This is a genomic window from Janthinobacterium sp. 344 (genome assembly GCF_900112025.1).
Taxonomy (GTDB): Bacteria; Pseudomonadota; Gammaproteobacteria; order Burkholderiales; family Burkholderiaceae_D; genus Janthinobacterium.
This window is the reverse complement of sequence record NZ_FOKL01000001.1, coordinates 1,112,417-1,136,615: the sequence shown is the minus strand read 5'-3', so window position 1 is coordinate 1,136,615 and position 24,199 is coordinate 1,112,417. Positions and strand designations below refer to the sequence as shown.

The 24,199-nt window shown below is 63.9% G+C and carries 19 protein-coding genes and 1 tRNA gene; 13 read left to right on the top strand and 7 right to left on the bottom strand.

The window, feature by feature from the left end:
- The first annotated feature begins 1 nt into the window (after window position 1).
- Complete coding sequence (gene lpdA, locus BM193_RS05105; protein WP_092795888.1) at window positions 2–1,789, top strand: dihydrolipoyl dehydrogenase; 1,788 nt, start codon at window positions 2–4, stop codon at window positions 1,787–1,789.
- A 25-nt stretch (window positions 1,790–1,814) separates the two neighbouring features.
- Here the strand turns inward: lpdA and BM193_RS28195 are convergent, their stop codons facing one another.
- Window positions 1,815–2,039: a hypothetical protein gene (locus tag BM193_RS28195; RefSeq protein ID WP_139176020.1), complete on the bottom strand. Its 225-nt coding sequence runs from the start codon at window positions 2,037–2,039 to the stop codon at window positions 1,815–1,817.
- 196 nt (window positions 2,040–2,235) lie between these two features.
- On the opposite strand from BM193_RS28195, the gene BM193_RS05100 reads away from it, so the two are divergent.
- A complete protein-coding gene (locus BM193_RS05100) occupies window positions 2,236–3,420 on the top strand; it encodes a hypothetical protein (RefSeq protein ID WP_092795886.1) in 1,185 nt (394 codons plus the stop codon).
- 16 nt (window positions 3,421–3,436) lie between these two features.
- On the opposite strand, the gene BM193_RS05095 is transcribed toward BM193_RS05100, so the two are convergent.
- A complete protein-coding gene (locus tag BM193_RS05095; RefSeq protein WP_092795885.1) occupies window positions 3,437–4,165 on the bottom strand; it encodes a TetR/AcrR family transcriptional regulator in 729 nt (242 codons plus the stop codon).
- A 144-nt stretch (window positions 4,166–4,309) separates the two neighbouring features.
- Between BM193_RS05095 and BM193_RS05090 the strand changes: the two genes are divergently transcribed.
- The 3 genes from BM193_RS05090 to BM193_RS05080 are packed head-to-tail and all read left to right on the top strand — an operon-like array spanning window position 4,310 to window position 8,595.
- Window positions 4,310–5,515, top strand: coding sequence for an HlyD family secretion protein (locus BM193_RS05090; RefSeq protein WP_092795883.1), 1,206 nt, complete (start codon window positions 4,310–4,312; stop codon window positions 5,513–5,515).
- Window positions 5,516–5,521: 6 nt separating this feature from the next.
- A complete protein-coding gene (locus tag BM193_RS05085) occupies window positions 5,522–7,120 on the top strand; it encodes a DHA2 family efflux MFS transporter permease subunit (RefSeq protein WP_092795881.1) in 1,599 nt (532 codons plus the stop codon).
- 50 nt (window positions 7,121–7,170) lie between these two features.
- On the top strand, window positions 7,171–8,595 hold the full coding sequence (locus tag BM193_RS05080; RefSeq protein WP_092797073.1) for an efflux transporter outer membrane subunit: 1,425 nt from the start codon (window positions 7,171–7,173) through the stop codon (window positions 8,593–8,595).
- A gap of 166 nt (window positions 8,596–8,761) precedes the next feature.
- On the opposite strand, the gene BM193_RS05075 is transcribed toward BM193_RS05080, so the two are convergent.
- Window positions 8,762–9,679, bottom strand: a complete 918-nt coding sequence (locus BM193_RS05075; protein WP_092795879.1) for a LysR family transcriptional regulator — start codon at window positions 9,677–9,679, stop codon at window positions 8,762–8,764.
- A gap of 112 nt (window positions 9,680–9,791) precedes the next feature.
- Here BM193_RS05075 and BM193_RS05070 point away from each other — a divergent pair, with 112 nt between their 5' ends.
- The 5 genes from BM193_RS05070 to BM193_RS05050 all read left to right on the top strand — a co-directional run bounded on the left by BM193_RS05070 (window position 9,792) and on the right by BM193_RS05050 (window position 15,456).
- Window positions 9,792–10,391 carry a short chain dehydrogenase gene (locus BM193_RS05070; RefSeq protein WP_092795877.1) on the top strand — a complete coding sequence of 200 codons (600 nt, stop codon included), beginning with the start codon at window positions 9,792–9,794 and terminating at the stop codon, window positions 10,389–10,391.
- 117 nt (window positions 10,392–10,508) lie between these two features.
- The gene (locus BM193_RS05065) at window positions 10,509–12,239 is read left to right on the top strand and encodes a dipeptidyl-peptidase 3 family protein (RefSeq protein ID WP_092795875.1); all 1,731 of its coding nucleotides are present in this window, start codon (window positions 10,509–10,511) and stop codon (window positions 12,237–12,239) included.
- 205 nt (window positions 12,240–12,444) lie between these two features.
- The gene (locus BM193_RS05060) at window positions 12,445–13,098 is read left to right on the top strand and encodes a hypothetical protein (protein ID WP_254785839.1); all 654 of its coding nucleotides are present in this window, start codon (window positions 12,445–12,447) and stop codon (window positions 13,096–13,098) included.
- Window positions 13,099–13,203: 105 nt separating this feature from the next.
- Window positions 13,204–13,935 (top strand): BON domain-containing protein, encoded by a 732-nt coding sequence (locus BM193_RS05055; RefSeq protein ID WP_092795871.1) that lies wholly within the window; start codon window positions 13,204–13,206, stop codon window positions 13,933–13,935.
- 228 nt (window positions 13,936–14,163) lie between these two features.
- Window positions 14,164–15,456: an MFS transporter gene (locus BM193_RS05050; protein WP_092795869.1), complete on the top strand. Its 1,293-nt coding sequence runs from the start codon at window positions 14,164–14,166 to the stop codon at window positions 15,454–15,456.
- A gap of 55 nt (window positions 15,457–15,511) precedes the next feature.
- On the opposite strand, the gene BM193_RS05045 is transcribed toward BM193_RS05050, so the two are convergent.
- Window positions 15,512–17,668, bottom strand: a complete 2,157-nt coding sequence (locus BM193_RS05045) for a dipeptidyl-peptidase 5 (RefSeq protein WP_092795867.1) — start codon at window positions 17,666–17,668, stop codon at window positions 15,512–15,514.
- Between the two features lie 175 nt (window positions 17,669–17,843).
- On the opposite strand from BM193_RS05045, the gene BM193_RS28960 reads away from it, so the two are divergent.
- The gene (locus tag BM193_RS28960; RefSeq protein ID WP_139176018.1) at window positions 17,844–18,890 is read left to right on the top strand and encodes a lysozyme inhibitor LprI family protein; all 1,047 of its coding nucleotides are present in this window, start codon (window positions 17,844–17,846) and stop codon (window positions 18,888–18,890) included.
- A 3-nt stretch (window positions 18,891–18,893) separates the two neighbouring features.
- Window positions 18,894–19,397 carry a hypothetical protein gene (locus tag BM193_RS05035; RefSeq protein ID WP_092795863.1) on the top strand — a complete coding sequence of 168 codons (504 nt, stop codon included), beginning with the start codon at window positions 18,894–18,896 and terminating at the stop codon, window positions 19,395–19,397.
- 3 nt (window positions 19,398–19,400) lie between these two features.
- On the opposite strand, the gene BM193_RS05030 is transcribed toward BM193_RS05035, so the two are convergent.
- Window positions 19,401–19,799: a hypothetical protein gene (locus BM193_RS05030; protein WP_092795861.1), complete on the bottom strand. Its 399-nt coding sequence runs from the start codon at window positions 19,797–19,799 to the stop codon at window positions 19,401–19,403.
- Window positions 19,800–19,969: 170 nt separating this feature from the next.
- On the opposite strand from BM193_RS05030, the gene BM193_RS05025 reads away from it, so the two are divergent.
- Window positions 19,970–22,144 carry a metallophosphoesterase family protein gene (locus BM193_RS05025; RefSeq protein ID WP_217638409.1) on the top strand — a complete coding sequence of 725 codons (2,175 nt, stop codon included), beginning with the start codon at window positions 19,970–19,972 and terminating at the stop codon, window positions 22,142–22,144.
- A 119-nt stretch (window positions 22,145–22,263) separates the two neighbouring features.
- On the opposite strand, the gene BM193_RS05020 is transcribed toward BM193_RS05025, so the two are convergent.
- Both BM193_RS05020 and BM193_RS05015 read right to left on the bottom strand, forming a co-directional pair.
- Window positions 22,264–22,339 (bottom strand) — tRNA-Lys (locus BM193_RS05020).
- A 76-nt stretch (window positions 22,340–22,415) separates the two neighbouring features.
- Window positions 22,416–24,173, bottom strand: coding sequence for a GspE/PulE family protein (locus BM193_RS05015; protein WP_092795860.1), 1,758 nt, complete (start codon window positions 24,171–24,173; stop codon window positions 22,416–22,418).
- Window positions 24,174–24,199: the final 26 nt, after the last annotated feature.

Sequence of the window (24,199 nt, the reverse complement as noted above, 5' to 3'; positions counted from 1 at the left end):
GATGAGCACAGTAGAGGTAAAAGTACCGAATATCGGCGACTTCAAGGAAGTCGAAGTCATCGAACTGATGGTCAAGGTGGGCGACACCATCAAGGTGGACCAGTCGCTGATCACGGTCGAATCGGACAAGGCCAGCATGGAGATCCCTTCGACCCACGCCGGCGTCGTCAAGGAAGTCAAGGTCAAGGTCGGCGACAAGATCGCCGAAGGCAGCGCGCTGCTGGTGGTGGAAGCGTCGGAAGGTGCCGCCGCTCCCGCAGCTGCGCCAGCGGCCGCGCCTGCGCCAGCGGCAGCCGCTCCGGCCGCAGCAGCACCGGCCCCTGCGGCCGTTGCCGCCATTCCGGCCGGCAGTTACAGCGGCCAGGTCGACATCGATGTCGACATGATGGTGCTGGGCGGCGGTCCTGGCGGCTACTCGGCGGCGTTCCGCGCGGCCGACCTGGGGCTGAGCACCGTCATCGTCGAGCGCTACGCCACCCTGGGCGGCGTGTGCCTGAACGTGGGCTGCATCCCGTCGAAGGCGCTGCTGCACGTGGCATCCGTCATCGACGAAACGGCGCACATGTCGAATACGGGCGTGACGTTCGCCAAGCCGAGCATCGACATCGACCAGGTACGCAAGTACAAGGAAGGCGTCATCTCGAACATGACGGGCGGTCTGGCCGGCATGGCCAAGGCGCGCAAGACGCAAGTGGTGACGGGCGTGGGCCAGTTCCTCTCCGCGAACCACATCGAAGTGACGGCAGGCGACGGCTCGAAAAAGGTCGTGCAGTTCAAGCAGGCCATCATCGCCGCCGGTTCGTCCGTGGTGAAGCTGCCCTTCGTGCCGGAAGACCCGCGCATCGTCGATTCGACGGGCGCGCTGGAATTGCGCCAGATCCCGAAGCGCATGCTGGTCATCGGCGGCGGCATCATCGGCCTGGAAATGGCGACGGTCTACTCCACCTTCGGCGCGCGCATCGACGTGGTCGAAATGATGGATGGCCTGATGCAGGGCGCGGACCGCGACGCCGTCAAGGTGTGGCAGAAGTTCAATGAAAAGCGCTTCGACAACATCATGACCAAGACCAAGACGGTGGCTGTCGAGGCACTGCCGGAAGGCATCAAGGTCACGTTCGAAGCGGCCGAAGCGGGTGCCACGGCACCGGCGCCGCAAGTCTACGACCTGGTGCTCGTCGCCGTGGGCCGCAGCCCGAACGGCAAGAAGATCGCTGCCGACAAGGCCGGCGTGAACGTCACCGACCGCGGCTTCATCGAAGTCGACAGCCAGATGCGCACCAACGTGCCGAACATCTTCGCCATCGGCGACCTGGTGGGCCAGCCGATGCTGGCGCACAAGGCCGTGCATGAAGCTCACGTGGCAGCCGAAGCGGCCGCCGGCCAGAAGTCGCACTTCGACGTCAAGGTGATCCCGTCGGTCGCCTACACGGATCCGGAAGTGGCATGGGCCGGCATCACGGAAGACGAAGCGAAAGCCAAGGGCATCAAGGTCGAGAAGGGCCACTTCCCGTGGGCCGCTTCCGGCCGCGCCGTGGCCAACGGCCGCGCCGAAGGCTTCACCAAGCTGCTGTTCGACGCGGAAACGCACCGCATCATCGGCGGCACCATCGTCGGCACGCATGCGGGCGACATGATCGGCGAAATCGCGCTGGCCATCGAAATGGGCTGCGACGGCACCGACATCGGCAAGACCATCCACCCGCACCCGACGCTGGGCGAGTCGATCGGCATGGCAGCTGAAGTGTACGAAGGCGTGTGCACGGACTTGCCACCGCCGCGCAAGCGTTGATGGCTGATGGCTGAGCGCTGTAGCGTTATGCCGTAGCATCCAAAACCCGCAAGCGATTGCGGGTTTTTTTATTGGCAACTGCCGCCACCCGCATCCGAGCCTGGGCGACTCGATCGGCAGGTTGGCACCAGCGCGCCGAAGCAGGCGTGTGCACGGACTTGCCGCCGCCGCGCAAGCGCTGATGGCTGAGCGCTGATAAAGAATTAACTTTCAGTACAAAAAAACCGGGACGCTTTCCCGGTTTTTTCATTTTCCTTGCCCTCGGGATAGTAAAACGTGGCGCGGCGGCGTCATGTGAAAATTGGTGAGTATTGCCGCATGGAAAAAATGGCAGAATGGAGGTCTGTAACCATGTTTCGCTCGCGCTTGCCCAGGGGCGTGTGATTTTTCCCTGAACGTTGCCAGTGTCCGGTCAAGTTCGGCTGTACTGTGAAAGTTTTGCAACAATGAAAAAATTTACCGCCCTCCATATCTCCGATGTCCGCTTGCGCCGGGCGGATGAACAAGAGCAAGCCGTGGTGCTGCACGCCTTGTATCAGGACGTGGCGGCCATTCTGGCGACGGGCCGGCAGATTGATGCGATTTTCTTTACCGGGCAACTGGTGGCGCCGGACGCCTGTGATAGCACCACCCCAGTGTATGTCTATGAATACTTCCTGCGGCCGCTGCTGCAGGCGGCCAGCTTGCCCGGCGCGCGCTTTTACCTGGTGCCGGGCAGCCGCGTGCAGGGCGTCGCGGGCGCGGCGCTGGGCAGTGCCGGCTTCAGCTTCTTTGCCGCCGATGAGCAGGCCGGTGCGGAGCAGCGCGCGCGCTACAAGAATATCCACGCCGTTTTTCACGGCCACCAGCATACGGGCGACGCCAGTTCACTGATGAAATCGCTTGGCATTTTGTTCAAGAGCAATCCCGGCAGCCTCTACGGTACGCAGGGACAGATGGCCGCGTATGCCGTGCTGGAATTCGGCGCCGAGGCGGCCGAGAGCGCGGTGGCGGCCAGGCAGTGGACGGTGGCGCTGCGCGAGTTCGACGAAGTGAGCAAAAACTTCGCCCTGTCGGTGCTGTACACGCCGAATGGCCAGGAAACGGGACAGATGGATGCGGAATATGTGTTCGCCACCCTGTTGCCGCAACTGGCGGGCGAGCCCGTGTATTTCGATGGCTTGCTGGGCAAGGCGGCCGCGCCGCAGCGCCTGCCTGCGGGCGGCGCGGCCGATGCGCGGGAATTCCTGATCGAGCTGGCCTTCGTCATGTTCGAAGCCAAGACCCTGTTCCTGGAGCAGGCCCAGCTTGAGAGTTTTACCAGCGATTATTGCGCCGTGAAGGGCTGGGGCTTGCCGGCCGCCGACTGGCTGGCGCCCCTGTACCGCCATGGCTTGCTGCTGCAGGCCGATGGCCAGGTGGCGTTTGCCTTTGATTACTTCCGCACCTATTTTCTGGCGCAGCGCTTTGAAACCTCGTTCGACCTGATGCGCTATGGCCCCGAGCGCTACGATGGCAGTGAGTCCTCGCTCAGCCTTGATGGCGCCTCGGCGGCGCAGCCCTTCCTGCGCGCGCTGGGCCTGGGCGGCGAGCGCGCCGAAGCGGCGCCAGAGCAGGCGGCGTTGCCGCACGATTGCAGCCGCCCTGGCTGAGTTCCCCTGGCCAGCCTCAGGCTGGCAGCGCGGCGCGCAACGTTCCACGCAAGAACAGATCGAGACCGGTTGCCACCTTGAGGCGCAATTGCGCCACATCGGGTTGCGCCGGCGGCGGGAACAGCAGGCGCGACATCTGGTCGCCGAGCAGACAGTTGAGCAGGTGCAAGGCCAGCACGGACGCTGGCAGCTCCGCGCGAAACAGCGGCGCGATATCGGGCCGGCTGAAGAAACGGGTCAGCAATTCGCGCGTCTGGCCCGGTCCCACCTTGTAAAACGTTTCCGCCAGGTCCGGGTGCGTGGCCGCCTCGGCGACCACCATGCGGTTCAGGCGGATGGCGGCCGGCATCGTCACCAGTTGCACGAACAGCAGGCCGAACTCGCTCAGGATGGTGTTCAGCGGGCGCATGTCCGTTTCCAGCGCCGGCATGGTGGAGAAATAGGCGGCGCGGCGCAGTTCCACCACGGCATTGAACAGGCCTGACTTGCCGCCAAATTTCACATAAATCGTCCGCACCGCCACGTGCGCTTCGCGGGCGATCATTTCCAGACTCACTTTTCCATAGCCCTTTTCCAGGAACAGGCAGCCAGCCGTGTGCAGCAGGTTTTCCATGCGCGCCTCCATGTCGGCGGCGCGCGGGCGGCCGGCCGGCTTGCCGCAGCAGCTCAGCTCCTGAGTGTCGTGCGCAGCAGTGTCGGCATGGCTGTCGGTGGGCATGGTATCGCTGAGGCCGGGATCGGGCATGGTCGGGGTCTCTTTACAGGTTGGAAGGTGAGTGATGGCTCACACTGTAGTGCAAATTAAAATGAAATGCAATCGTTTCATTTCTTGACTTTGCCTTTTCTTTGTCCAATAATGAACAGATATCATTTCATTTCGGAGCGCAGTATGTCGAACCAGCCTGGCCAAGCAGAACAAAAAGTGCTTAGCGCCGTCCCACCCGCGGCCCCCGCCGCACCGTCCACGCCCGCCGCACCTGCCAGCTCCGCCGCACCGAACAACCGCGTGAAAATCATCGCCGGCCTGATCGTCCTGGTCGCCCTGGGCGCCGGCGCGCGCATGTGGTACCGCAGCCACTATTTCGTGGAAACGGAAAACGCCTATGTCTCCGGCCACGTGCACCCTGTCTCGGCGCGCATTTCCGGCGTCGTCACCAAGGTCTTCATCGACGATAACCAGGTGGTGAAAGAGGGCGACGTGATCGCCGAACTCGATCCCTTCGACCAGCGCGTGAAGACCGAACAGATCGCCGCGCAAATCGCCAGCGCCGAGCAGCAAGTGCTGCAGGCGGACGCGCAGATCGCGCAAGTGCAGGCGCAAGCGAGCGCGGCCCAGGCGCAGGTGGCGCAGGCCGATGCGCAGCTGCTGCGTGCGAAGCAGGATGCCGAGCGCTATGGCCAGCTGTACACGAGCCAGATGAAAGCCGTCTCGAAAGCGGAACTCGATGCGGCCAACGCGGCCCGCTCCAGCGCCGTGGCCGACCTGGCCGCCCGCCGCGACAGCGCCTCGGCCGCCAAGGCGCAGATCGGCGCGGCGCAAGCTGCGCGCGACGTCGCCAAGGCCCAGGTGGCCGTGCTGCGCGTGCAGTTGAAGGACGCGGAGCAGCAGTTGCAGTACAACCGCGTCCTGGCCCCCGTCGCCGGCCGCATCGGCAGGCGCAATGTGGAAACGGGCATGCGCGTGCAGCCTGGCCAGCAACTGACGGCCATCGTGCAGGACAACGTCTGGGTCACCGCCAACTTCAAGGAAACGCAACTGGCCGACCTGCACCGCGGCCAGAGCGTGCACGTGACCATCGACGCCATGCCGGGCAAGAAACTGGTGGGTACCGTGGACAGCTTCGCTCCCGCGTCGGGCGCGCAATTCGCCCTGCTGCCAGCCGATAACGCCACCGGCAACTTCACCAAGATCGTCCAGCGCGTGCCAGTGAAAATCGTCTTCCGGCCGGAAGACATCAAGGCCATGAATGGCCGCCTGGTGCCGGGCATGTCGGTGATCGCCGAAGTGGAAGTGAACCAGCCCGTGTCGGCCCAGGACAAGGCCGAGGCCCCGCGCCACGCCGCCGTGCCAGCCGCGCAGACCGCCGCCCGCTAAGTTTCCATGAGCAGCCCTTCCACCACACCGGCGGCAACGCCGGCGTTTCCCGTGATCAGCGAGAAAGTCTCAGGACGCACCTGGCTGGCGGTCGCCGCCGGCATGCTGGGCGCCTTCATGGCGGTGCTCGACATCCAGATCACCAACTCCTCGCTCAAGGATATCCTTGGCTCGCTGTCGGCCACCCAGGAAGAGGGTTCGTGGATTTCCACGGCCTACCTGGTGGCGGAAATTATCGTCATTCCCCTCACCGCGCTGCTGGCGCGCGTGTTCGGTCTGCGCACCTACATGATCGGCACCACCTCCTTCTTCCTGCTGTTCTCCACGCTGTGCGGCACGGCCTGGAACCTGGAGAGCATGATCGTCTTCCGCATGCTGCAGGGGTTCACGGGCGGCGCCCTGATCCCGATGGCGTTCACCCTGGTGATGCTCAAGCTGCCGCCATCGAAGCGCGCCGTCGGCATGGCCATCTTCGGCCTGACGGCCACCCTGGCGCCGGCCATGGGGCCGACCCTGGGCGGCTACCTGTCCGAGCTGTATGGCTGGCCGTCGATCTTCTACATCAACTGGGTGCCGGGCGTGCTGCTGATCGCCGGCATGATCTATGGCCTGGACAAGGAGCCGATGAAACTGGAGATGTTCTGGAAGGCCGACTGGCTGGGCATCTTCTTCATGGCCCTGGGCCTGGGCTGCCTGACCATTTTCCTGGAAGAGGGCAATTCGAAGGACTGGTTCGACTCGGGTTTCATCATCACCTTCGCCGCGCTGGCCCTGGTGGGCATCCTGGGCTGGGTCGTCACCAGCGCCACGCGCGCCGAACCGTTCGTCAACCTGGGCCTGTACGGCCAGCGTAACTTTTTGGTCGCCACCGTGCTGTCGGCCGTGACGGGCATGGGCCTGTACGGCTCGGCCTTCCTGCTGCCCCTGTTCCTGGGCCAGATCGCCGGCTATTCGCCGATGCAGATCGGTGAAGTCATCATGTGGGTGGGCTTGCCGCAGCTGTTCATCATGCCCTTCGTGGCCAAGCTGTCGTCCGTGGTAGACAACCGCATCCTGTGCTCGTTCGGCCTGCTGCTGTTTGGCGGTTCATGCATGATGAATGCCTACATGGATGCGTCCACCGGCTATGACCAGCTCTTGTGGTCGCAGGTGGTGCGCGCGCTGGGCCAGCCCTTCGTCATGCTGACCCTGTCGAACTTCGCCATGAAGGGCATCGCGCCGAAGGACATGCCGTCCGCCTCGAGCCTGTTCAACATGACGCGCAACCTGGGCGGCTCGATCGGCATCGCCCTGCTGGCCACGGCCCTGAGCACCCGCGAGCATTTTCACTCGCAGCGCCTGGGCGAGGCGATCAACGCGTATTCCAGCGCCACGCAGCTGCGCATCGACCAGCTGACGTCGTCGTTCATGGCCAAGGGCTATGACGCCGTCACGGCAGGCAACCAGGCCTTGCAGGCGATCGACGGCATCGTGCGCCGCGAAGCGTATGTGATGGCCTACAACGATGGCTTCTTCCTGATCGGCGCCATCCTGCTGGCCTGTATCGTGCCCCTGTGGCTGGCCGACAAACTCAAAGCTCCCGGTGGCGGTGGCGGCGGTCATTGACCGCGCACAGTCCGCACGTGCAGCACCTCAAGAACAAGAAGGTACACATCATGCAAACAGTATTGACGAAAATCGCGCTGGCCGCCTCCCTTGCCGTGGCGCTGTCCGCCTGCGGCACCGTGGGCCAGGATTTCACGGCCCCGGCCAATGTGGCCGGCACCGACACCTTCCGCCACGGCGCGGCCGCGGCGGACGCCGCGCAGCTGCCCAAAGAGTGGTGGAGCATCTACGGCGACGCCACCCTGAACCGCCTCGAACAGAGCGCGCTGCAGGACAATCCCGGCGTAAAAGCGGCGGGCGAGCGCCTGCTGCAGGCGCTGGCGCAAAGCGGCACGGCGCGCGCCAACCAGGGCCCGAGCGTGAACGTCAGCACGGGCATCTCGAACTCGCGCACCTCGGCCAACACTTCGCAGGGCCTGGCCCTGGGCAACCGCTCGATCAGCGGCAACAACTTCTCCGTGGGCGGCTCGCTGTCGTATGAAGTCGACCTGCTGGGCCGCGTGAAACGCCTGGTCGAAGCGGCGGACGCGCAGGCGCTGGCCGCGCAGGCGGACCGCGATGGCGTGCTGCTGATGCTGTCGGCGCAAGTGGCCAGCAATTACTGGCAGCTGCGCGGGCTCGACGCGGAAATGGCCATTTTGAATGGCGCCCTGGAAACGCGCCGCGAATCGGCCGACCTGGTCGAGGCGCGCTTCAATGCGGGCCTGACGAATGAGCTGGACCTGGCGCGCGCGAAAGTGGAATTGTCGAACGCGCAGGCCGACCTGCACGAGGTCAAGCGCCAGCGCAACCAGCTGGAAAACAGCCTGGCCACGCTGACGGGCAAGCCGCCGTCGGCGCTGCAATTGCCGGTGGCCGCCGAGCCTTCCAGCCTGCCGCTGCCGCCAAGTATCCCTGTCGGCTTGCCGGCCAGCCTACTGGCGCACCGCCCGGACCTGGTCTCCAGCGTGGCGAACCTGCGCGCGGCGAATGCGCAGGTGGGCGTGGCCGAAGGCGCGTTTTACCCGTCGCTGCAATTGACGGGCAATTTCGGCTACGCCTCGGAAAAGCTGCGCGACCTGGCGCAGGGCGGCTCGCGCCAGTTCAGCTTTGGTCCGCTGGCCCTGTCCCTGCCCATCTTCGACGGCGGCCGCAACCAGGCCAACCTGGATTTGAGCAAGGCGCGCTATGCGGAAGCCGTGGCGAACCATGAAACCAAGCTGTTGACGGCCTTGCGCGAAGTGGAAGATGCGCTGTCCGACGTGGAGCAGCGCCAGTTGCAGGGCGATGCGCAAGCCCTGTCGCAGGCAGCGGCCGCGCGCGCCTACCTGGTGGCGCGCACGCGCTACGAGCGCGGCATTTCGACCTACCTGGACGTCACCGATGCGCAGCGCAGTTCGCTGGCGGCGGACCGCGCCGCCGCGCAGATCAAGACCCAGCGCCTGCTGGCGACGGTGGCCGTGGCCCGTTCTCTGGGCGCCGGCTGGCAGCATTGAAGGACACCAGATAAAACCTACTGCGCGTCGCGCTTTGCGGCCGGCGATGCTCACCGTACTAAAGTACGGTTGCGCTTCTCGGCCACAAATCACTGCCGCTCGCTACGGTTTTTTCCGGTGTCGCAAGGTCAACCATGAGCAAAAAATGACAAGGCTATCCAACTAGTTACGTGAGCGTGGCCGGTGGCGGTGTCGCCGCCGGCCCGTAGCGTTCCAGCAGAAAATCGATGAAGGTCGTCAGCTTCGGCGTGGGCTGGCGGTCGCGCGGATACAGCAGGTGCATCAGGCGCGGCGCCGGCACGTAATCGGCCAGCAGCGGCACCAGCCGTCCCGCCGCGATATCGTCGGCCAGTAAAATCTCCGCCTGCATGACGATGCCGAAGCCGTGCAGGGCCGCCATGCGCAGCGCCTGGCCATTGTTCGAACGGAAGCGGCTCTCGGCCGTGACGCCATCATGGCGCGCTTCCTTGCCGCTCAGGCGCCAGCGCATGTGGCGCGCCCACTGCATGAAATCCACGCACTCGTGGCGCGCCAGGTCGTCCGGCGTGCGCGGCGTGCCGTGCCTTGCCAGGTAGGCGGGCGACGCGCAGATCACCATCGCGTAGGGCCGCAAGGGCCGCGCCACCATGCCGGAATCCTCGAGCGCGCCGATGCGGATGGCCGCATCGAATCCTTCCTCCACCAGATCGACCATCCTGTCATTCAGATTCAGCTCCAGGCTCACGTCCGGGTAGGCCGCCAGGTAGTCGGCCATCAGCGGCGCGATGCGTTCGCTGCCGAACGAGACGGGCGCCGTGATTTTGAGCTTGCCGCGCGGCGTGGCGCGCATGGCTTCCGCGCCCGTTTCGGCCGCCGCGATCTGCGCCAGGATCTGGCGGCACTGTTCCACATACTGCCGGCCGATTTCCGTCAGGTGCTGCCGCCGCGTGGTGCGCGCCAGCAGGCGCGTGCCGAGCCGCTCTTCCAGCTGCCGGATGTGCTTGCCCACCATCACGGGCGAGATGCGGAAGGTCTCGGCGGCGGCCGTGAAGCTGCCCTGGTCGACGACGGCGACAAAGATTTCCATGCTGCGCAGCTTGTCCATGCTGTCCTATTGCAAACTGTGGGTTGGTAATCTTGTAAATTCTAGCGTATTTATTCCTTTTTGGAAGCGGCGCATACTGGCTTCATCGTTCAACCACCGACAGGAAAACAGCATGAAAATCGTCATCATCGGCGCCAGCGGCACCATCGGCAAGGCCGTCTCGGCACAATTGGCGCAGCGCCATGACATCATCGAAGTGGGCAGCCGCACGGGCGCGCACCAGGCCGACATGGGCGACATCGGGCAAGTGCGCGCCCTGTTCCAGCGCATCGGCAAGGTCGACGCCGTCGTCGTCACGGCTGGCAAGCTGCATTTCGGCCCGCTGGCCGAATTCACCCCCGAGCAATTCCAGGTCGGCCTGGACAGCAAGCTGATGGGCCAGGTCAACGTGGCCCTGGTGGCGCAGGAATACCTGAACGACGGCGGTTCGATCACGCTCACCAGCGGCATCGTGGCCGAGCAGCCGATCCGCTTCGGCGCGGCCGCCAGCATGACGAACGCGGCCGTGGAAGGCTTCGTGCGCGGCGCCGCCGTCGAACTGGCGCGCGGCGTGCGCATCAACGTGGTCAGCCCCACCGTGCTGGAGGAATCGCTGGCAGCGTATGGCCCCTTCTTCTACGGCTTCGAGCCGGCCGCCGCCAGCAGGGTGGCCCTGGCCTACAGCCGCAGCGTGGAAGGGGCGCAGACGGGGCAGGTGTACAAGGTCTGGTAAGCCAGCGCTGCAGGCGGGGGCCTTGGTGGATTACAATCTGAGGCTGTTTGAACAGACGCTGCCTCAATTTGGGGTCAGACCCGCCGGGTCTGACCCCAGCACTATCCAAAGGTCCCCATGAAAAAACTCCTGATTCCCCTGCTGATGGCCGCCGCCGTCGGCAGCGCCTGCGCCGCGCCACAGGCCGCCACCCCGGCCACCGCCGCCCAACTGACCACCATGAGCGCCCGCTATGCGCCCGTCGCGCTGACGGCCGATACGGCGCACCTGTCCGCGGGCGACCGCCAGGCCATCGCCAAGTTGGTCGAGGCGGCCAAGCTGGTCGACGTGCTGCAACTGCGCCAGCGCTGGTCCGGCAACGAAGCCCTGTGGGCCGCCTTGAAGAAGGACAAATCAAAGCTGGGCCAGGCCCGCCTGAACTATTTCTGGATCAACAAGGGGCCATGGTCGGTGCTCGACGCGCACGCCTCGTTCATGCCGGCCAGCTATGCGGGCATCGCCATTCCCGCGCACAAGCCGGAAGCGGGCAATTTCTATCCGCAGGGCGCCACCAAGGCCAGCCTGGAAACATGGATGAACGGCTTGCCGGCGGACGACAAGCAGCAGGCGCAGTGGTTTTTTACCACCATCCGCGCGGGCAAGGACGGCAAGTATCACACCGTCAAGTATTCGGACGAATACCCGGTGGAGCTCAAGCAATTGGCCAAGCTGCTCGACGAAGCGGCGGCCGCCACCGACAACGCGTCGCTGAAGAAGTTCCTCAGCTTGCGCGCCAAGGCTTTCCTCGACAACGACTATCTGCCATCCGACTTCGCCTGGATGGACCTCGATGCGCCTGTCGACATCACCATCGGCCCGTATGAAACGTATAACGACGAGCTGTTCGGCTACAAGGCGGCGTTCGAAGCCTACGTGAACATCCGCGACCAGGCCGAGACGCAAAAGCTGAACTTCTTCGCCAAGCACATGCAGGAACTGGAAGACAACCTGCCGCTTGACGCCCAGTACCGCAACCCGAAAGTGGGCGCGCTGGCGCCGATGGTGGTGGTCAACCAGGTGTATGGCGCCGGCGACGGCAACATGGCCGTGCAGACGGCCGCCTACAACTTGCCGAACGACGAGCGCATCATCAGCGCGCGCGGTTCCAAGCGCGTGATGCTGAAAAACGTGCAGGAAGCCAAGTTCAAGGCCACCCTGACGCCGATCTCGAAACTGGTGCTGACGCCCGAAGCGCAGCAGGACGTGGATTTCAATTCCTTCTTCACGCATATCCTGGCGCATGAAATCATGCACGGCCTGGGCCCGCATGCGACCACCGTCGACGGCAAGGCCTCCACGCCGCGCCAGGACTTGAAGGAAGCCTATTCCACCATCGAGGAAGCCAAGGCCGATATCACCGGCCTGTTCGCGCTGCGCTACATGATGGACAAGGGGCAACTCAACGATACCCTGGGCCAGGGCGACGCGGCCGAGCGCAAGCTGTACAACACCTTCCTCGCCTCGGGTTTCCGCACCCTGCATTTCGGCCTGACCGATTCGCATGCGCGCGGCATGGCCATCCAGATGAACTACATCCTCGACAAGGGCGGTTTTGTCTCGCTGGGCGATGGCAGGTTCGGCGTCGATTTCAGCAAGATCAAGCAGGCCGTGATCGACCTGGACCGTGAATTTTTGACCATCGAGGCGACGGGCGACTATGCGCGCGCGAAAGCGCTGATGACCAAGTACGTGGTCATCCGTCCTGAAGTGCAGGTGGCGCTCGACAAGATGAAGGCCGTGCCCAATGATATCCGTCCGGATTTCGTCACGGCGCGCGCACTGGACCAGGCCGCGACGGTCAAACAATAAAGCGTAGCTCGTCAACAGTACAGGGGGTAACTGTTGTCGTTGTAAAAAGCCGGTGCCGTGCACCGGTTTTTTTTTTCGTTTTTTTTCTGAAAAGTTGCCAGTTTTTCCTTGTGGAAATATTTTGACCGCTTACTCTGCAGTGGTAGCGTCCACCTTTCTTCCCCTCGATTCCATGTTGAAACCGCTCTTGCTGATGAGCTTGCTCATGTCTCCTTTGCCTGCCGTGGCTGGCGCCAGCCTCACCGAACTGGAAAGCCGCTGGCTGCAGGCCGGCAAGCCGGTCATCGATTTTGCGCGCGGACAGGGCTTGCCCATCGATATCATCGTGCAGCCGCAGGATGCGCCCGGCGCCGTGCCGCTGGCCCTGGGCTTTGAGAGCGGGCGCTGCAAGCTGGTGCTGTCTTTGCGCGGCAATGCGCAGGCGGAGAGCGTCATGCAGGGCATGCCGGCCGCGCGGCAAGGGGCGATGATCGAAGCGATGACGGCGCATGAAATCGGCCATTGCCAGCGCTATGCGCAGGGCGACTGGCATGCCTTGCCGCGCGGCTTTGTCGAACGGCCCCATGCGCCGCGTGGCCAGCTGCAACAGCAGGCGCAGGAGTTGCGCGAGACGCGCCGCGAAGAGGGCTATGCGGACCTCGTGGCGCTGGCGTGGATGCACGGCCGCCATCCGCAACAGTACCGCGCGGTGCTGGCGTGGATGCGCAAGGTACGCGCCAGCGGCGAGGGGGAGGGCGGTTCGCACGCCACGCAGGCATGGCTGGCGCTGGCAGAGAAGGAGGGTGCATTTGATGAGCCGGCTTCGCCATTTGAACAGGCGCAAGTTTTGTGGCGGATGGGTTTGAGCGGCGACAAATGAAGGTGGATTTTTTGCGCGCATGGCTTGTCAGCGTGTGCTGTCGCACGGAGCTTTGCATCCGGCAGGGGTCTAATCTGGGCATCAACTAACCAGAGAGGAACCATCATGAACAAAATGATCGCACTCGTACTGGCCGCTAGTGCCAGCGCCCTGTTTGCCGCCACGCCCGCGTATGCGCAGGATGCCTCGTACAAGAGTTTGACGGACAAGGCTGCCGCCGATTACAAGCAAGCCAAGGCCGCTTGCGACAGCCAGAGCGGCAACGCGAAAAAAGTCTGCGTGGAAGAAGCCAGGGTGGCGCGCGCCAAGGCCGATTCGGACGCCGTGGCCCAGTATCGCAACACGCCGCGCGAACTGTCCAAGGCCCGCAAGGACGTCGCCAATGCCGAATATGACCTGGCCAAGGCCAAGTGCGGCGACCGCACGGGCGGCGACAAGACGTCGTGCATGAACGATGCCAAGGCGGCGAAAACGGCGGCGCTGGCTGATGCCAATACGGGCGCCAAGGCCGGCACCAACGTGGCGCAGAATCCGCCCGCCACGACGAAGGAGAATTGCGACGCCATGGATGCAACGGCCAAGGCCGCCTGCGTGACGCGTAACGCGGCCGGCAGCACCAAGACGGCCGTGGCCGATTCCGTCATCACCACCAAGATCAAGGCCGACCTGGTCAAGGACAATGACTTGAAGGCGCTGGATGTGCACGTGGAAACGGTCAATGGCGTCGTCATGCTCAGCGGTTTCGTGCCTTCCCAGGCGCAAGTGAAGAAAGCCGCCGACCTGGCCCGTGGCGTGGAAGGCGTGACGGACGTGAAGAATGGCTTGAAGGTGAAGTAGCGTCTGGATGGGGCCGACCCGCAGGAGGAATGCGTCCCGGCGACGCATTCCGATCACGCAGGGACTGGCCCCAGTGACTGGCCCATGTCACCCGCTTTGCAGACAGGATCGAGCCGCGCAGCGTGACGCGGCTCTTTTTTTTGATTGTATAAATTATGATCGTCATATAACATGGTGAAAAGCCCGCCACCTGGCGGTGTCTTGGGTTTCTTTTCTCATGAGGGCTACATGCTTTCCTATCCTTTTTCGCAATGGCTGGAGCGGCGCGGCATCCACTTTGCCTGGGTCATCGTCGCCATTACCTTCCTCACCGCCCTGACATCGTCCGCCGCGCTGGGCTTGCCAGGTGCGCTGATGCAGCCGCTGAGCCGCGAGTTCGGCTGGGATGCCGAGCAGATTTCCTCGGCCCTGGCCGTGCGCTTCGTGCTGTTTGGCCTGATGGGGCCGTTTGCCGCCATCCTGATGGAGCGCTTCGGTTTGCGCAACGTCATCTGCGTCGCGCTGGGGCTGATCGCGTGCGGCATGCTGCTGGCCACGCGCATGACGCAGTTCTGGCAGCTGGTGGCCTTGTGGGGCATCCTGCTGGGACTCGGTTCGGGCATGACGGCGCTGGTGCTGAGCGCGGTGGTGGCCAACCGCTGGTTCGAGACGCACCGGGGCCTGGTGGTGGGCGTGCTGACCGCCAGCTCGGCCACGGGACAGCTGCTGTTCCTGCCCGTGGGCGCCTGGCTGATCGAGCACTTCGGCTGGCGCACCGCCGTCATGCCCGTGTTTGCCAGCTGCGCCATCGTCGCCGTGCTGGCCTTCCTGTGCATGCGCAACCGTCCGCAGGACGTAGCCTTGCGCCCGTATGGCGCCGATCCGGCCACGCCGCTGGCGGTGGCGCCTGCGGCAAAGATGACGTTTGCCACGCCCTTTTTGATCCTGCGCAGCGTGGCGTCCAACCGCACCTTCTGGATTTTGTTCGGCACCTTCTTCATCTGCGGCCTGAGCACCAACGGCCTGATCCAGACGCACTTCATTTCCCTGTGCGGCGACGCGGGCCTGTCCGCCGTGCCCGCCGCGTCCGTGCTGGCCATGATGGGCGCTTTCGACCTGTTCGGCACGATCTTGTCGGGCTGGCTGTCGGACCGCTATGACAACCGCAAATTGCTGTTCTGGTATTACGGCTTGCGGGGCCTGTCGCTGTTCTGGCTGCCTTATTCGGAATTCACCCTGTACGGCCTGTCGCTGTTCGCCATGTTCTACGGCCTGGACTGGATCGCCACCGTGCCGCCCACCGTGAAACTGGTGGGCGCCACCTTCGGCAAGGAACGGGCCGGCATGGTGTTTGGCTGGATCTTCGCCGGCCACCAGCTGGGCGCCGCCGTGGCCGCGTATGGCGCGGGCCGCATCCGCACCCTGATGCTGACCTACAATCCGGCCCTGTTCGCCGCCGGTGCCGCCTGTATGGTGGCCGCGCTGCTGGTGCTGGCCATCCAGCGCCAGAAGGCGGCCGTGGCTGCTGCCCAGCCCGCATAAAAAAAGCCAGGCCCGCGTGAGCGGAGCCTGGCTTTTCAAGAAGCATACAGCGCGATTATTTTAAATACTTGGCCAGCCAGCCTTCCACTTCGCTGTAGAAGAAACGGCTGTTCTCACCTTTTAAAATCCAGTGGTTTTCGTCCGGGAACACCAGCAATTTCGCCGGCACGTTCAGGCGCTGCTGCACGGCAAAGTTCATCAGCGCGTTGTTGGCCGGCACGCGGTAGTCGAGCTCGCCCACGGTGATGAGGATAGGGGTCGTGAAGCCCGTGCCTTTCTCGTGGTTGCTCGCTTGCATGACCGGGCTTTGGTCGCGCCACACGGGCAGGTTCGACCAGACAGGGCCGCCCGCATTCGTTTCACGGCCGAAACCGCCATCGCTGGTGCCCCACTGCATGATCAGGTCCATTTCGCCCGCATGCGAGACGATGGCCTTGTAGCGCGTGGTGGTCGCCTGCAGCCAGTTGGCCAGGTGGCCGCCATAGCTGGCGCCGCCAGCGGCCAGCTTCGTGCTGTCGATGAACGGGTATTTCTTGATGGCTTCATCGACGCCCTGGTTGATCTCGTCGCCCGGGCCCTTCAATGGGTCGAACTGGATCGAACGCGAGAATTCCTCGCCATAGCCGGTGGAACCCTTGTAGTCCGTCAGCAGCACGACATAGCCTGGCTTGGCCAGCAGGTGATAGTTCCAGCGCAGCACGAACTGGTCGCGCCACATGCTGGCCGCGCCGCCGTGGATGACGGTAAACAGCGGGTATTTTTTGTTCGGGTCAAAGTTGGCGGGCTTGACGAGCATGTTGTGGATCTGGCGGCCGTCGGCCGTCGTGAACCAGAAGTGCTCGGGCGCCTGCCAGTCGATCTTGCTGGCCTCGTCCGTGTTGAAAGCCGTCAGCCGCTTCGGCTGCTTGCCGTTGAAGGCATAGATTTCCGGCGGGTTGATGGCGGACTCCCATACGCCCACCAGCGACTTGCCGCCGCTGCTCAGCGAATTGATGGTGCCGGTCGGCAAGGATGGCTCCTCGCGCACCTCGCCGCCCCTCGCGTCGATCGAGTACAGCTTTTCCAGGCCCGCATGTTCATAGCTGAAGATGACGCGCTTGCCGCCTTCGGGCAGCACGTAGCGTGAAATCGAACGGTCCAGCTTGGCCGTCAGGATGGTCGGCGCAGGGTTGCTCATCGGCCAGGCGAAGCTGGCGAGGCGTTTCACGTCATACACCTTGCCGGGCGTTTGCGCGTCGCTGAGGGCGAACAGGGTCTTGCCGTCGGCCGCGAATTTCAAGGAACCGTAGCTATGTTTGTCCTGCGTCAAACGCTGCGCTTCGCCGCCGGCCACGGGCAGCAGATACAGCTGCGAGTAGACGGCTTCGCGCTGCGCCGCGTCGCGGTTGGTGGCCGCGTTGAAGACGACGGCCTTGCCGTCCGGCGTCCAGATGGCGTCCAGGGATTGCCCTTCGTCGCCCTGGCCGCCGCCAAAGCCCGGCAGCGTCACCAGTTGCGTGCCCGACAGGATGTCGCGCGGCGTCGCCTCAGCTTGCGCATCGACGATGAACAGGCGCACCTGCTTGTCCGTCAGCCATTTGTCGAAATAGCGGGGCGCCGTTGTTTCATACGAACGGGCGCTGTATTTCCGGTCCTTGCGCTCTTTCGCGCTCTGCTTGACGTCGGCTTCCGTCTTGTTGCCTGGATAAATGTCGCTGATGAACAGCAATTGCTTGCCGTCCGGGCTCCATTTCGGCATGCGCGCGCCCAGGGTCAGCGAGGTCAGGCGCTGCGCTTCGCCGCCGTTGACCACGTCGAGGCGGTAGAGTTGTCCTGCGTCATCGCCGTCGCGCTTGGCGACGAAGACCAGCTGGCGGCTGTCCGGCGACCAGGCCACGGCGCCTTCGCCGCCCTTGGAAAAGGTCAGGCGGCGCGCGGGGCTGTCATCAAGCAGGGACTTGATCCACAGGTCCGACCATTGGTCCTTGCTGTCGTAGGCGCTGTCGACGACGGAAAACACGGCCCACTTGCCGTCCGGGCTGGCGACGGGCGCGCCCACCCGTTTCATCAGCCACACGTCTTCATGCGTGATGGCGTGTTTGGCAGTCGTTTGCGTGGCGGCAACTGGCGCTGCCGGCGTGGTATCGGCGGCGTGGGCGGTCGTTGCCAGCGAGGCGCAGGCCGCTGCGATCAGCAGGGAGCCGAGGGAACGGCGAAGACGGGGTAAGGTCATGGGCGTGGTCCGGAGAATTGAAAAAAGTACAGCGGGCAACATTATTGCCCATCGATTCCATCGCTGCCAAGGCCGTGTACCGTTACTTACCAGGCGCAACCGCCACCTATCGGGCGGGCGCCGCCTGAGTGATCAGTTAAACTTGTTCTTTTACTGACGTTACCTGTGGCTGGTCATGAAAATTAGTCTACCTTTATTGAAAACGATATTGCTGGGTGCCAGCTGCCTGCTGGCCGTCCCCGTGTTGGCCGCTGCCCCCGCCCCGTACCCGAACACCAGCGCCATGGGCGTGGGCCACGCGGAAAGCACGGCCTGGTATGCGGGCTGCCTGAAGGTCAAGGATGCCGCGCCGCCGCCGGCCGACCTGCCGGCGCCGTCCGCCGCTGCTGCCCTGCAGCAATGCCAGGCGACGGACCTGTATTACGATACCAAGAGTATGTCCTCGCCCAAGCCGGCCGACTGGCGTCCCGTGCGCCATTGCGCCATGGCCACGCAGAACAGCGCCGTGCTGATGATGCTGTACCAGAATGGCCTGGGCGTGCAGAAAGACCCGCAGCTGGCGCTCAAGTATGCGTGCAGCATCGATGCGGCGCCGGCCGAGATGCAGGGACGCATCGAGCACTTGCAGCAGATCAATGCCAGCGGGCGCGGCATGATCGACCTGTGCGACGACATCACCAGCGGCTACATGATGGGCGTGTGCAGCGCCATCGATGCGCGGCAAAAACAGCGCGTGCGCGCGCAGGCGACGGGCAAGCTCAGCGAAGGCTGGCCGGCCGCGGCGCAGGCGTCGCTGCAAAAACTGCAGGCGGCGGCAAGCAAGTTCGCCGATGCGCGCGCGGCCCATGAAACGGACTTGAGCGGCACGGCGCGCGCTGCCCTGAGCATCGCCGCCCGCACGGCCGAGCTTGATCTGCTGGCGCAGGATGTGCGCGGCTACGAAGCGGGCAAGCTGCCTGCACCTGTGTCCAGGGAGCAGGCGGCGGCGCTCGACAAGGAACTCAACGCCATCTACGGCAAGCTCATGAAAAAGCCGGCGGAACCCTATGCGGGCGCCGTCGGCAAGGATGGCATCCGCGCCACCCAGCGCCTGTGGCTGGCCTACCGCGATGCCTGGATCAGCTTTGGCGCCGTGCGCTATCCGTCCGTGACCAGCGAGACGTGGACTGGCCTGCTGACGTCGCGGCGCAATGGACAGCTGCAAGATTTGCTGGAGAACTGATCCATGCGTGAAGCGTACTACCACGAAGACGATTTTTGCATGATCGAGCTGCTGCCACTGGACAATCTGCAGCACTGTTTGACGCAGATGGGCGAGCAGCAGGCGTTCGCCGATGCGCACCGCAGTGGCGCCGGCTGGACGCAGATGTACGTGCCCGAGGCACCGCCGTCGCAGATGCGCGCGCTGGGGCTCACGGCCGACCAGCTGCGGCTGGCGCTGGCCGACGCCTTGCTGCCGTATGACGCCGTGTACACGGGCTACAGCAGTTACCGCGTGGAATGCAAGAATGTGCTGGCCTTTGGCGGCGACCAGACGGAGACCCTGTTTGCCGGCCTGGACGACAAGGGCATGGTGTGCGACCTGTGGTGCAGCGATGGCATGCCGCAACTGTTGCTGCTGCCCTTGAAAGAGCGGCTGTTGCTGGCCGACTGGGGCGCCGGGTTTGCGTGTCCGCTGGCCGATGACGACCTGTTCGCCCGCTATCTGCAGGAATACGAACTGGGCTAGCGTTTATTCGCAGGCGATGGCGTTCGGCTGCGCCACTTTCACCACGGACGCCAGGCGCGCCATGTCGTTGCCGTCGCCCTGTTCCACATACGGTTGATAGGTGTCGATGACGATGCGCGCGCGCGCCTGCCAGCCGCAATTGTCGGCCTGCCGCGCGGGCACGCGCAACAGCCGGCGCGCCTCGGCGTCGTTGGAAAAGCAGAACCACGCATCGTGCGTGGCGGCCGGGCGGGGCAAACGGCCCCACTGCGCCTTGTCGGGCGCGAAGCAGACGCGGTTGCCGATGAGTTCCAGGCTCATCTCGTCCGTGCGCGCACTGTACTGGCCGTCGAGCACGATGGGCGATTGCGCCTGTGCGGACAGGTGCGTAGCGGCGAGCAACAGGATGGCGGCGAATTTCATGGGCGTCTTTCGGTGCGGCGATGTCTCAGTATAGTCTGCGCGCATGTCATCGGCAGGTCATTTCTTTTAGGCATTATTCATCCTCCTTATTTTTAACAGGCTGGCATGGCGGCGCGCACAGCGTATCGCCGTTTCCTTGCACTGCCTGAACGACCTTTCGGAGAGAATGCATGATCAACCGTTTTCCCTTGCGTCCGCTGAGCGCGAGCGTGCTGGCACTGAGTGCCTTGCTGTCCGCGTGCGGCAGCGATCACCGCGAGCAGCCGGAGGCGCCAGGGGTACCGCCGCCTGTCGTGGTGGTGCCGCCCAATCCCAGCGTTGCCTTCATGACCGATGTGCATTTTGAAAACGTGTATGGCGATTTCAAGAGCGCGCAATTTGCCGGCATCCCCACCAAGGATGGCAAGAACGCCACCATCCGCACCATGTATGCGCAGTTGACGTCGACGCGTCTGTTCAACGAAAACTATTTCGCTTTCCGTTCGGCGCTCGACGATGCCTATGGCAAGGGCATCCGCCTGGTGGCCTTGCCGGGTGACTATTCCGACGATGCGCAGCCGATCAATATCGACGGCATCAACGACATCCTGCGCGAATACCAGGCCAAGGGCATGCGCTTCTTCATCGCACCGGGCAATCACGACCCTAACGAGCCGTATGACGACGACGAGGCGGGCAAGAGCGATTTCCTCACCAAGGATGGCAAGGAGCAAAAAGTCTATGCGACCGGCAATGCGGCCTGCAAAAGCAAGGACCCCACCGTGGTGTGCACCGACCAGCTGAAAGAGCAGGGCTACGCCAGCCTGCTGGGCAAGCTTGGCGATTTCGGCTTCATGCCGAACAAGAATGATGTGTACTGGGAAACCCCGTTTGGCCAGTACGCCGACAACAAATACTCGTACGACGCGGCCGTGGTGAAGGGCGACTTGAAGAACCGCCAGTTCGAGATGTGCGCCGAAGGCGAGGGCGGCAGCTACAAGGCGGCCGGCGAAAAGGCGCTGGGCAAGGCGTATAGCAAATGCAGCAACATCATCGACGCCAGCTATCTGGTGGAACCCGTGAAAGGCCTGTGGCTGCTGTCGATCGACGCCAATGTGTATATTCCGAACGGCAATTTCGATCCTGCCAACCCGGCTGCATTCAAGGGTTTTGACGGCGCCGGCAATGCAGGCTGGAACAAGGTCTTGACGCACAAGAAGCACCAGATGGAATGGATCAAGTCCGTGGTCGAGCGCGCCAAGGCGCAGGGCAAGCAGTTGATGGCCTTCTCGCACTATCCGACCATGGATTTCTATGCCAACCAGACCGGCGCCATGAAAGCCGTGTTCAAGCCGGGCGCCTTCCAGACGGCGCGCGTGCCTGAGGCAGGCACCACGGCGGCATTGGCGGCGACGGGCTTGCGCCTGCATATCGGCGGCCACATGCATTTCAACGGCACCAACGATTACCAGGATGCGGCCGGCAATTACCTGGTCAACGTGCAGTCGCCGTCGTTGGCCGTGTATGGCGCTTCCTACAAGATCGTCAATTACAAGGATGCCGATACGGTCGACGTGCAAACGGTGGCCTTGAATGCGGTGCCGCGCTTCAATGAGCTGTTCCCCCACTACCAGGTGGAATACGACTACCTGCAAGGCAGCACGCAGGACGCCGATATCAAGAAACGCTGGAACCGCGCCGTGCTCGACACCACCTCGTATGGCGACTTCACGCGTTTCTATTTCGGCGAGTTGTCGCGCCTGCGTTTCATGGATGAATACTGGCCATGCGAGATGAAGGAGGCGGCCATGTCGCTGAATGCGAAGCAGATGCTGATCCTGTCACAGCTGCAAACCCAAGTCACCCTGGCGCAATTGGCGCAAGTGCCAGGCGTGCTGCCCTTGACGGCCAGCTGCGCGGCCAAGGGCGTCGCTTCCGGCACGGCCGTGCCAGCCAGCCAGCTGACGGCGGACTGGGCAGCCGCGACGGTGAAGGCGACGGCGCTGGCGGCGGCGGCAGGCTTGAAGCTCGACGATTTCGCGGCCGTCAGTGCCTACGAGTTTTACGGCGACTTCCACCGCACCGTGTATGCGGGCGAACTGGCCTTGCGCGACATGGGCGCGACGCGCGTGAGCCAGTATAAAGTGCTGATGGGGGCTTTCCCCGCCAATCCGGCGGCGATCATCAAGATCGGCGAGCTGCCATCGGACCAGAATCCGGTGCACGTGCTGTTCCAATATCAGTTCAAGCAAGTGTTCGCCATTTTCAAGGGCCTCGGTTCGGCCAAGCCCAGCGATCATTTTGTGATCGATTTCAAGGCGAAGAAATTGAGCAATGCGAATGCGACGGGGCTGAGTTTTAATTGATGCCAGCCAGGGCATGAAAATGCGGCCATGCGCATGGCCGCATTTTTTATTTCATGGAACAGGTCCGGAAATGAAAAAAGCCAATCCCGGAGGATTGGCTTTTTAGTACTGCGCATTCGTGGTAGGCCGTGCGGGATTCGAACCTGCGACCAACGGATTAAAAGTCCGCTGCTCTACCAGCTGAGCTAACGACCCGAAAGAGGCCGCATTATATATCAGTTGAAAAAGAATGCAAAGCATTCCTGTAGGAAAATGCATGGGGGCCGAGGGTTCAGTGCGGGGCCGCCGTGAGCTTCAGCACTTCATCGATGCTGGTCGTGCCGTCGATGACCTTGCGCGCGCCGGCGATGCGCAGCGGCGTCATGCCGTCGAGCATGCTCTGGCGGCGCAGCGCCTGCAGGTCGGCGCCGGACTTGATCAGCTGGCTGAATGCGTCCGTCACGACCAGCAATTCGTAGATGCCGGCGCGGCCCCGGTAGCCGCTGTGCCGGCACAGCGCGCAGCCGCTGGGGCGATAGACCGCATCGGGGCGCGCCAGCTGGCCACTTGCCAGGCTGTGCCATTGCGCCTCGCCCGGGGCGGCCTCCAGCTGCTTGCAATCGGGGCACAGGCAGCGCAGCAGGCGCTGCGCCAGCACGCCGGCCAGGCACGCCTCCAGCAGGTAGGCGGGCAGGCCCAGTTCCAGCAGGCGCATGACGGCGGACGGCGCGTCGTTGGTGTGCAGGGTCGACAGCACCAGGTGGCCGGTCAGCGCCGCCTGGATGGCCATCTCGGCCGTGGCCAGGTCGCGGATTTCACCCACCATGATGATGTCGGGATCTTGCCGCATCAGCGCCCGCACGCCGTCGGCAAACGACAGTTCGAGGCCGGCCTGGCTTTGCACCTGCATCTGGTTGAAGGCCGGCTCGACCATTTCGATCGGGTCTTCCACCGTGCAGACATTGACGGCGCTGCTGGCCAGCGCCTTCAGGGTGCTGTACAGGGTGGTGGTCTTGCCCGAGCCGGTGGGGCCCGTCACCAGCACGATGCCGTGCGTGCGCGCCGTCAATTGTTGCCAGCGCTGTGCGTCGGCCGGCGGGAAGCCCAGGTCCGCCAGGCTTTTGATGGCGATCTCGGGATCGAAGATGCGCATGACGAGCTTTTCGCCGAAGGCAGTGGGTAAGGTCGACAGGCGCAGCTCGATTTCCTGGCCCTGCGCATTGCGCGTCTTGATGCGTCCATCCTGCGGGCGGCGCTTCTCCACCACGTCCATGCGTCCGAGCAACTTGATGCGCGCCGTCATGGCCAGCAGCACCACGGGCGGTACCTGGTAGGCCTGGTGCAGCATGCCGTCGATGCGCAGGCGCACGAGGCCCGCATCGCGCTTCGGTTCCAGGTGGATGTCGGAGGCGCGCTGGGCAAACGCGTATTGCCACAGCCAGTCGACGATGCGCACCACGTGCTGGTCATTGGCGTCCAGGCTGGCCTTGTTGCGCCCCAGTTCCACCAGCTGTTCGACATTCTGGCGCAGCGCCAGGTCTTGCGTGGAAGCCAGTTTCGCCACCTTGACGGAACTGGCCAGGCTGAAAAATTGCGCGATGGCCTCGGCGATGTGCAGGGGATTGGCGATGACCAGGCGCAATGTGCGCGGCGCCACGCTGCCCAGTTCCGCCTGCCACGCCAGCGCATACGGCTGGGCCGTGGCGATGACGATGCGTTCTGGCGTGCTTTCCACGGGCAGGATGTTGAAGCGGGCCGCATAGCCGGCCGTCATGATGTCGGCCACCTGGCTGAAATCGATGTGCAGGGGATCGATGCGCAGATACGGCAGGTTGCTGCGCCGTGCCAGCCAGGCGCACAGCGTATCGAGCGTGAGTGCGGGATGGGCGATGCTGCACAGCGGATGCAGGGCCGGTGCGGGCTGCAGGGCGGCCCGGGCCACGATGGCGGCGGCCTGCGCCGCGTCGAGCAAGCCGTCCTCCTGCAGCCAGGCCAGCAGTTGCGGCAGTGCCAGCGGCGTGTCGGCAGGCGAAGGAGGGGAAGCGGGCATGGCCGGCGCCTTTCAGGGCGGCCGGC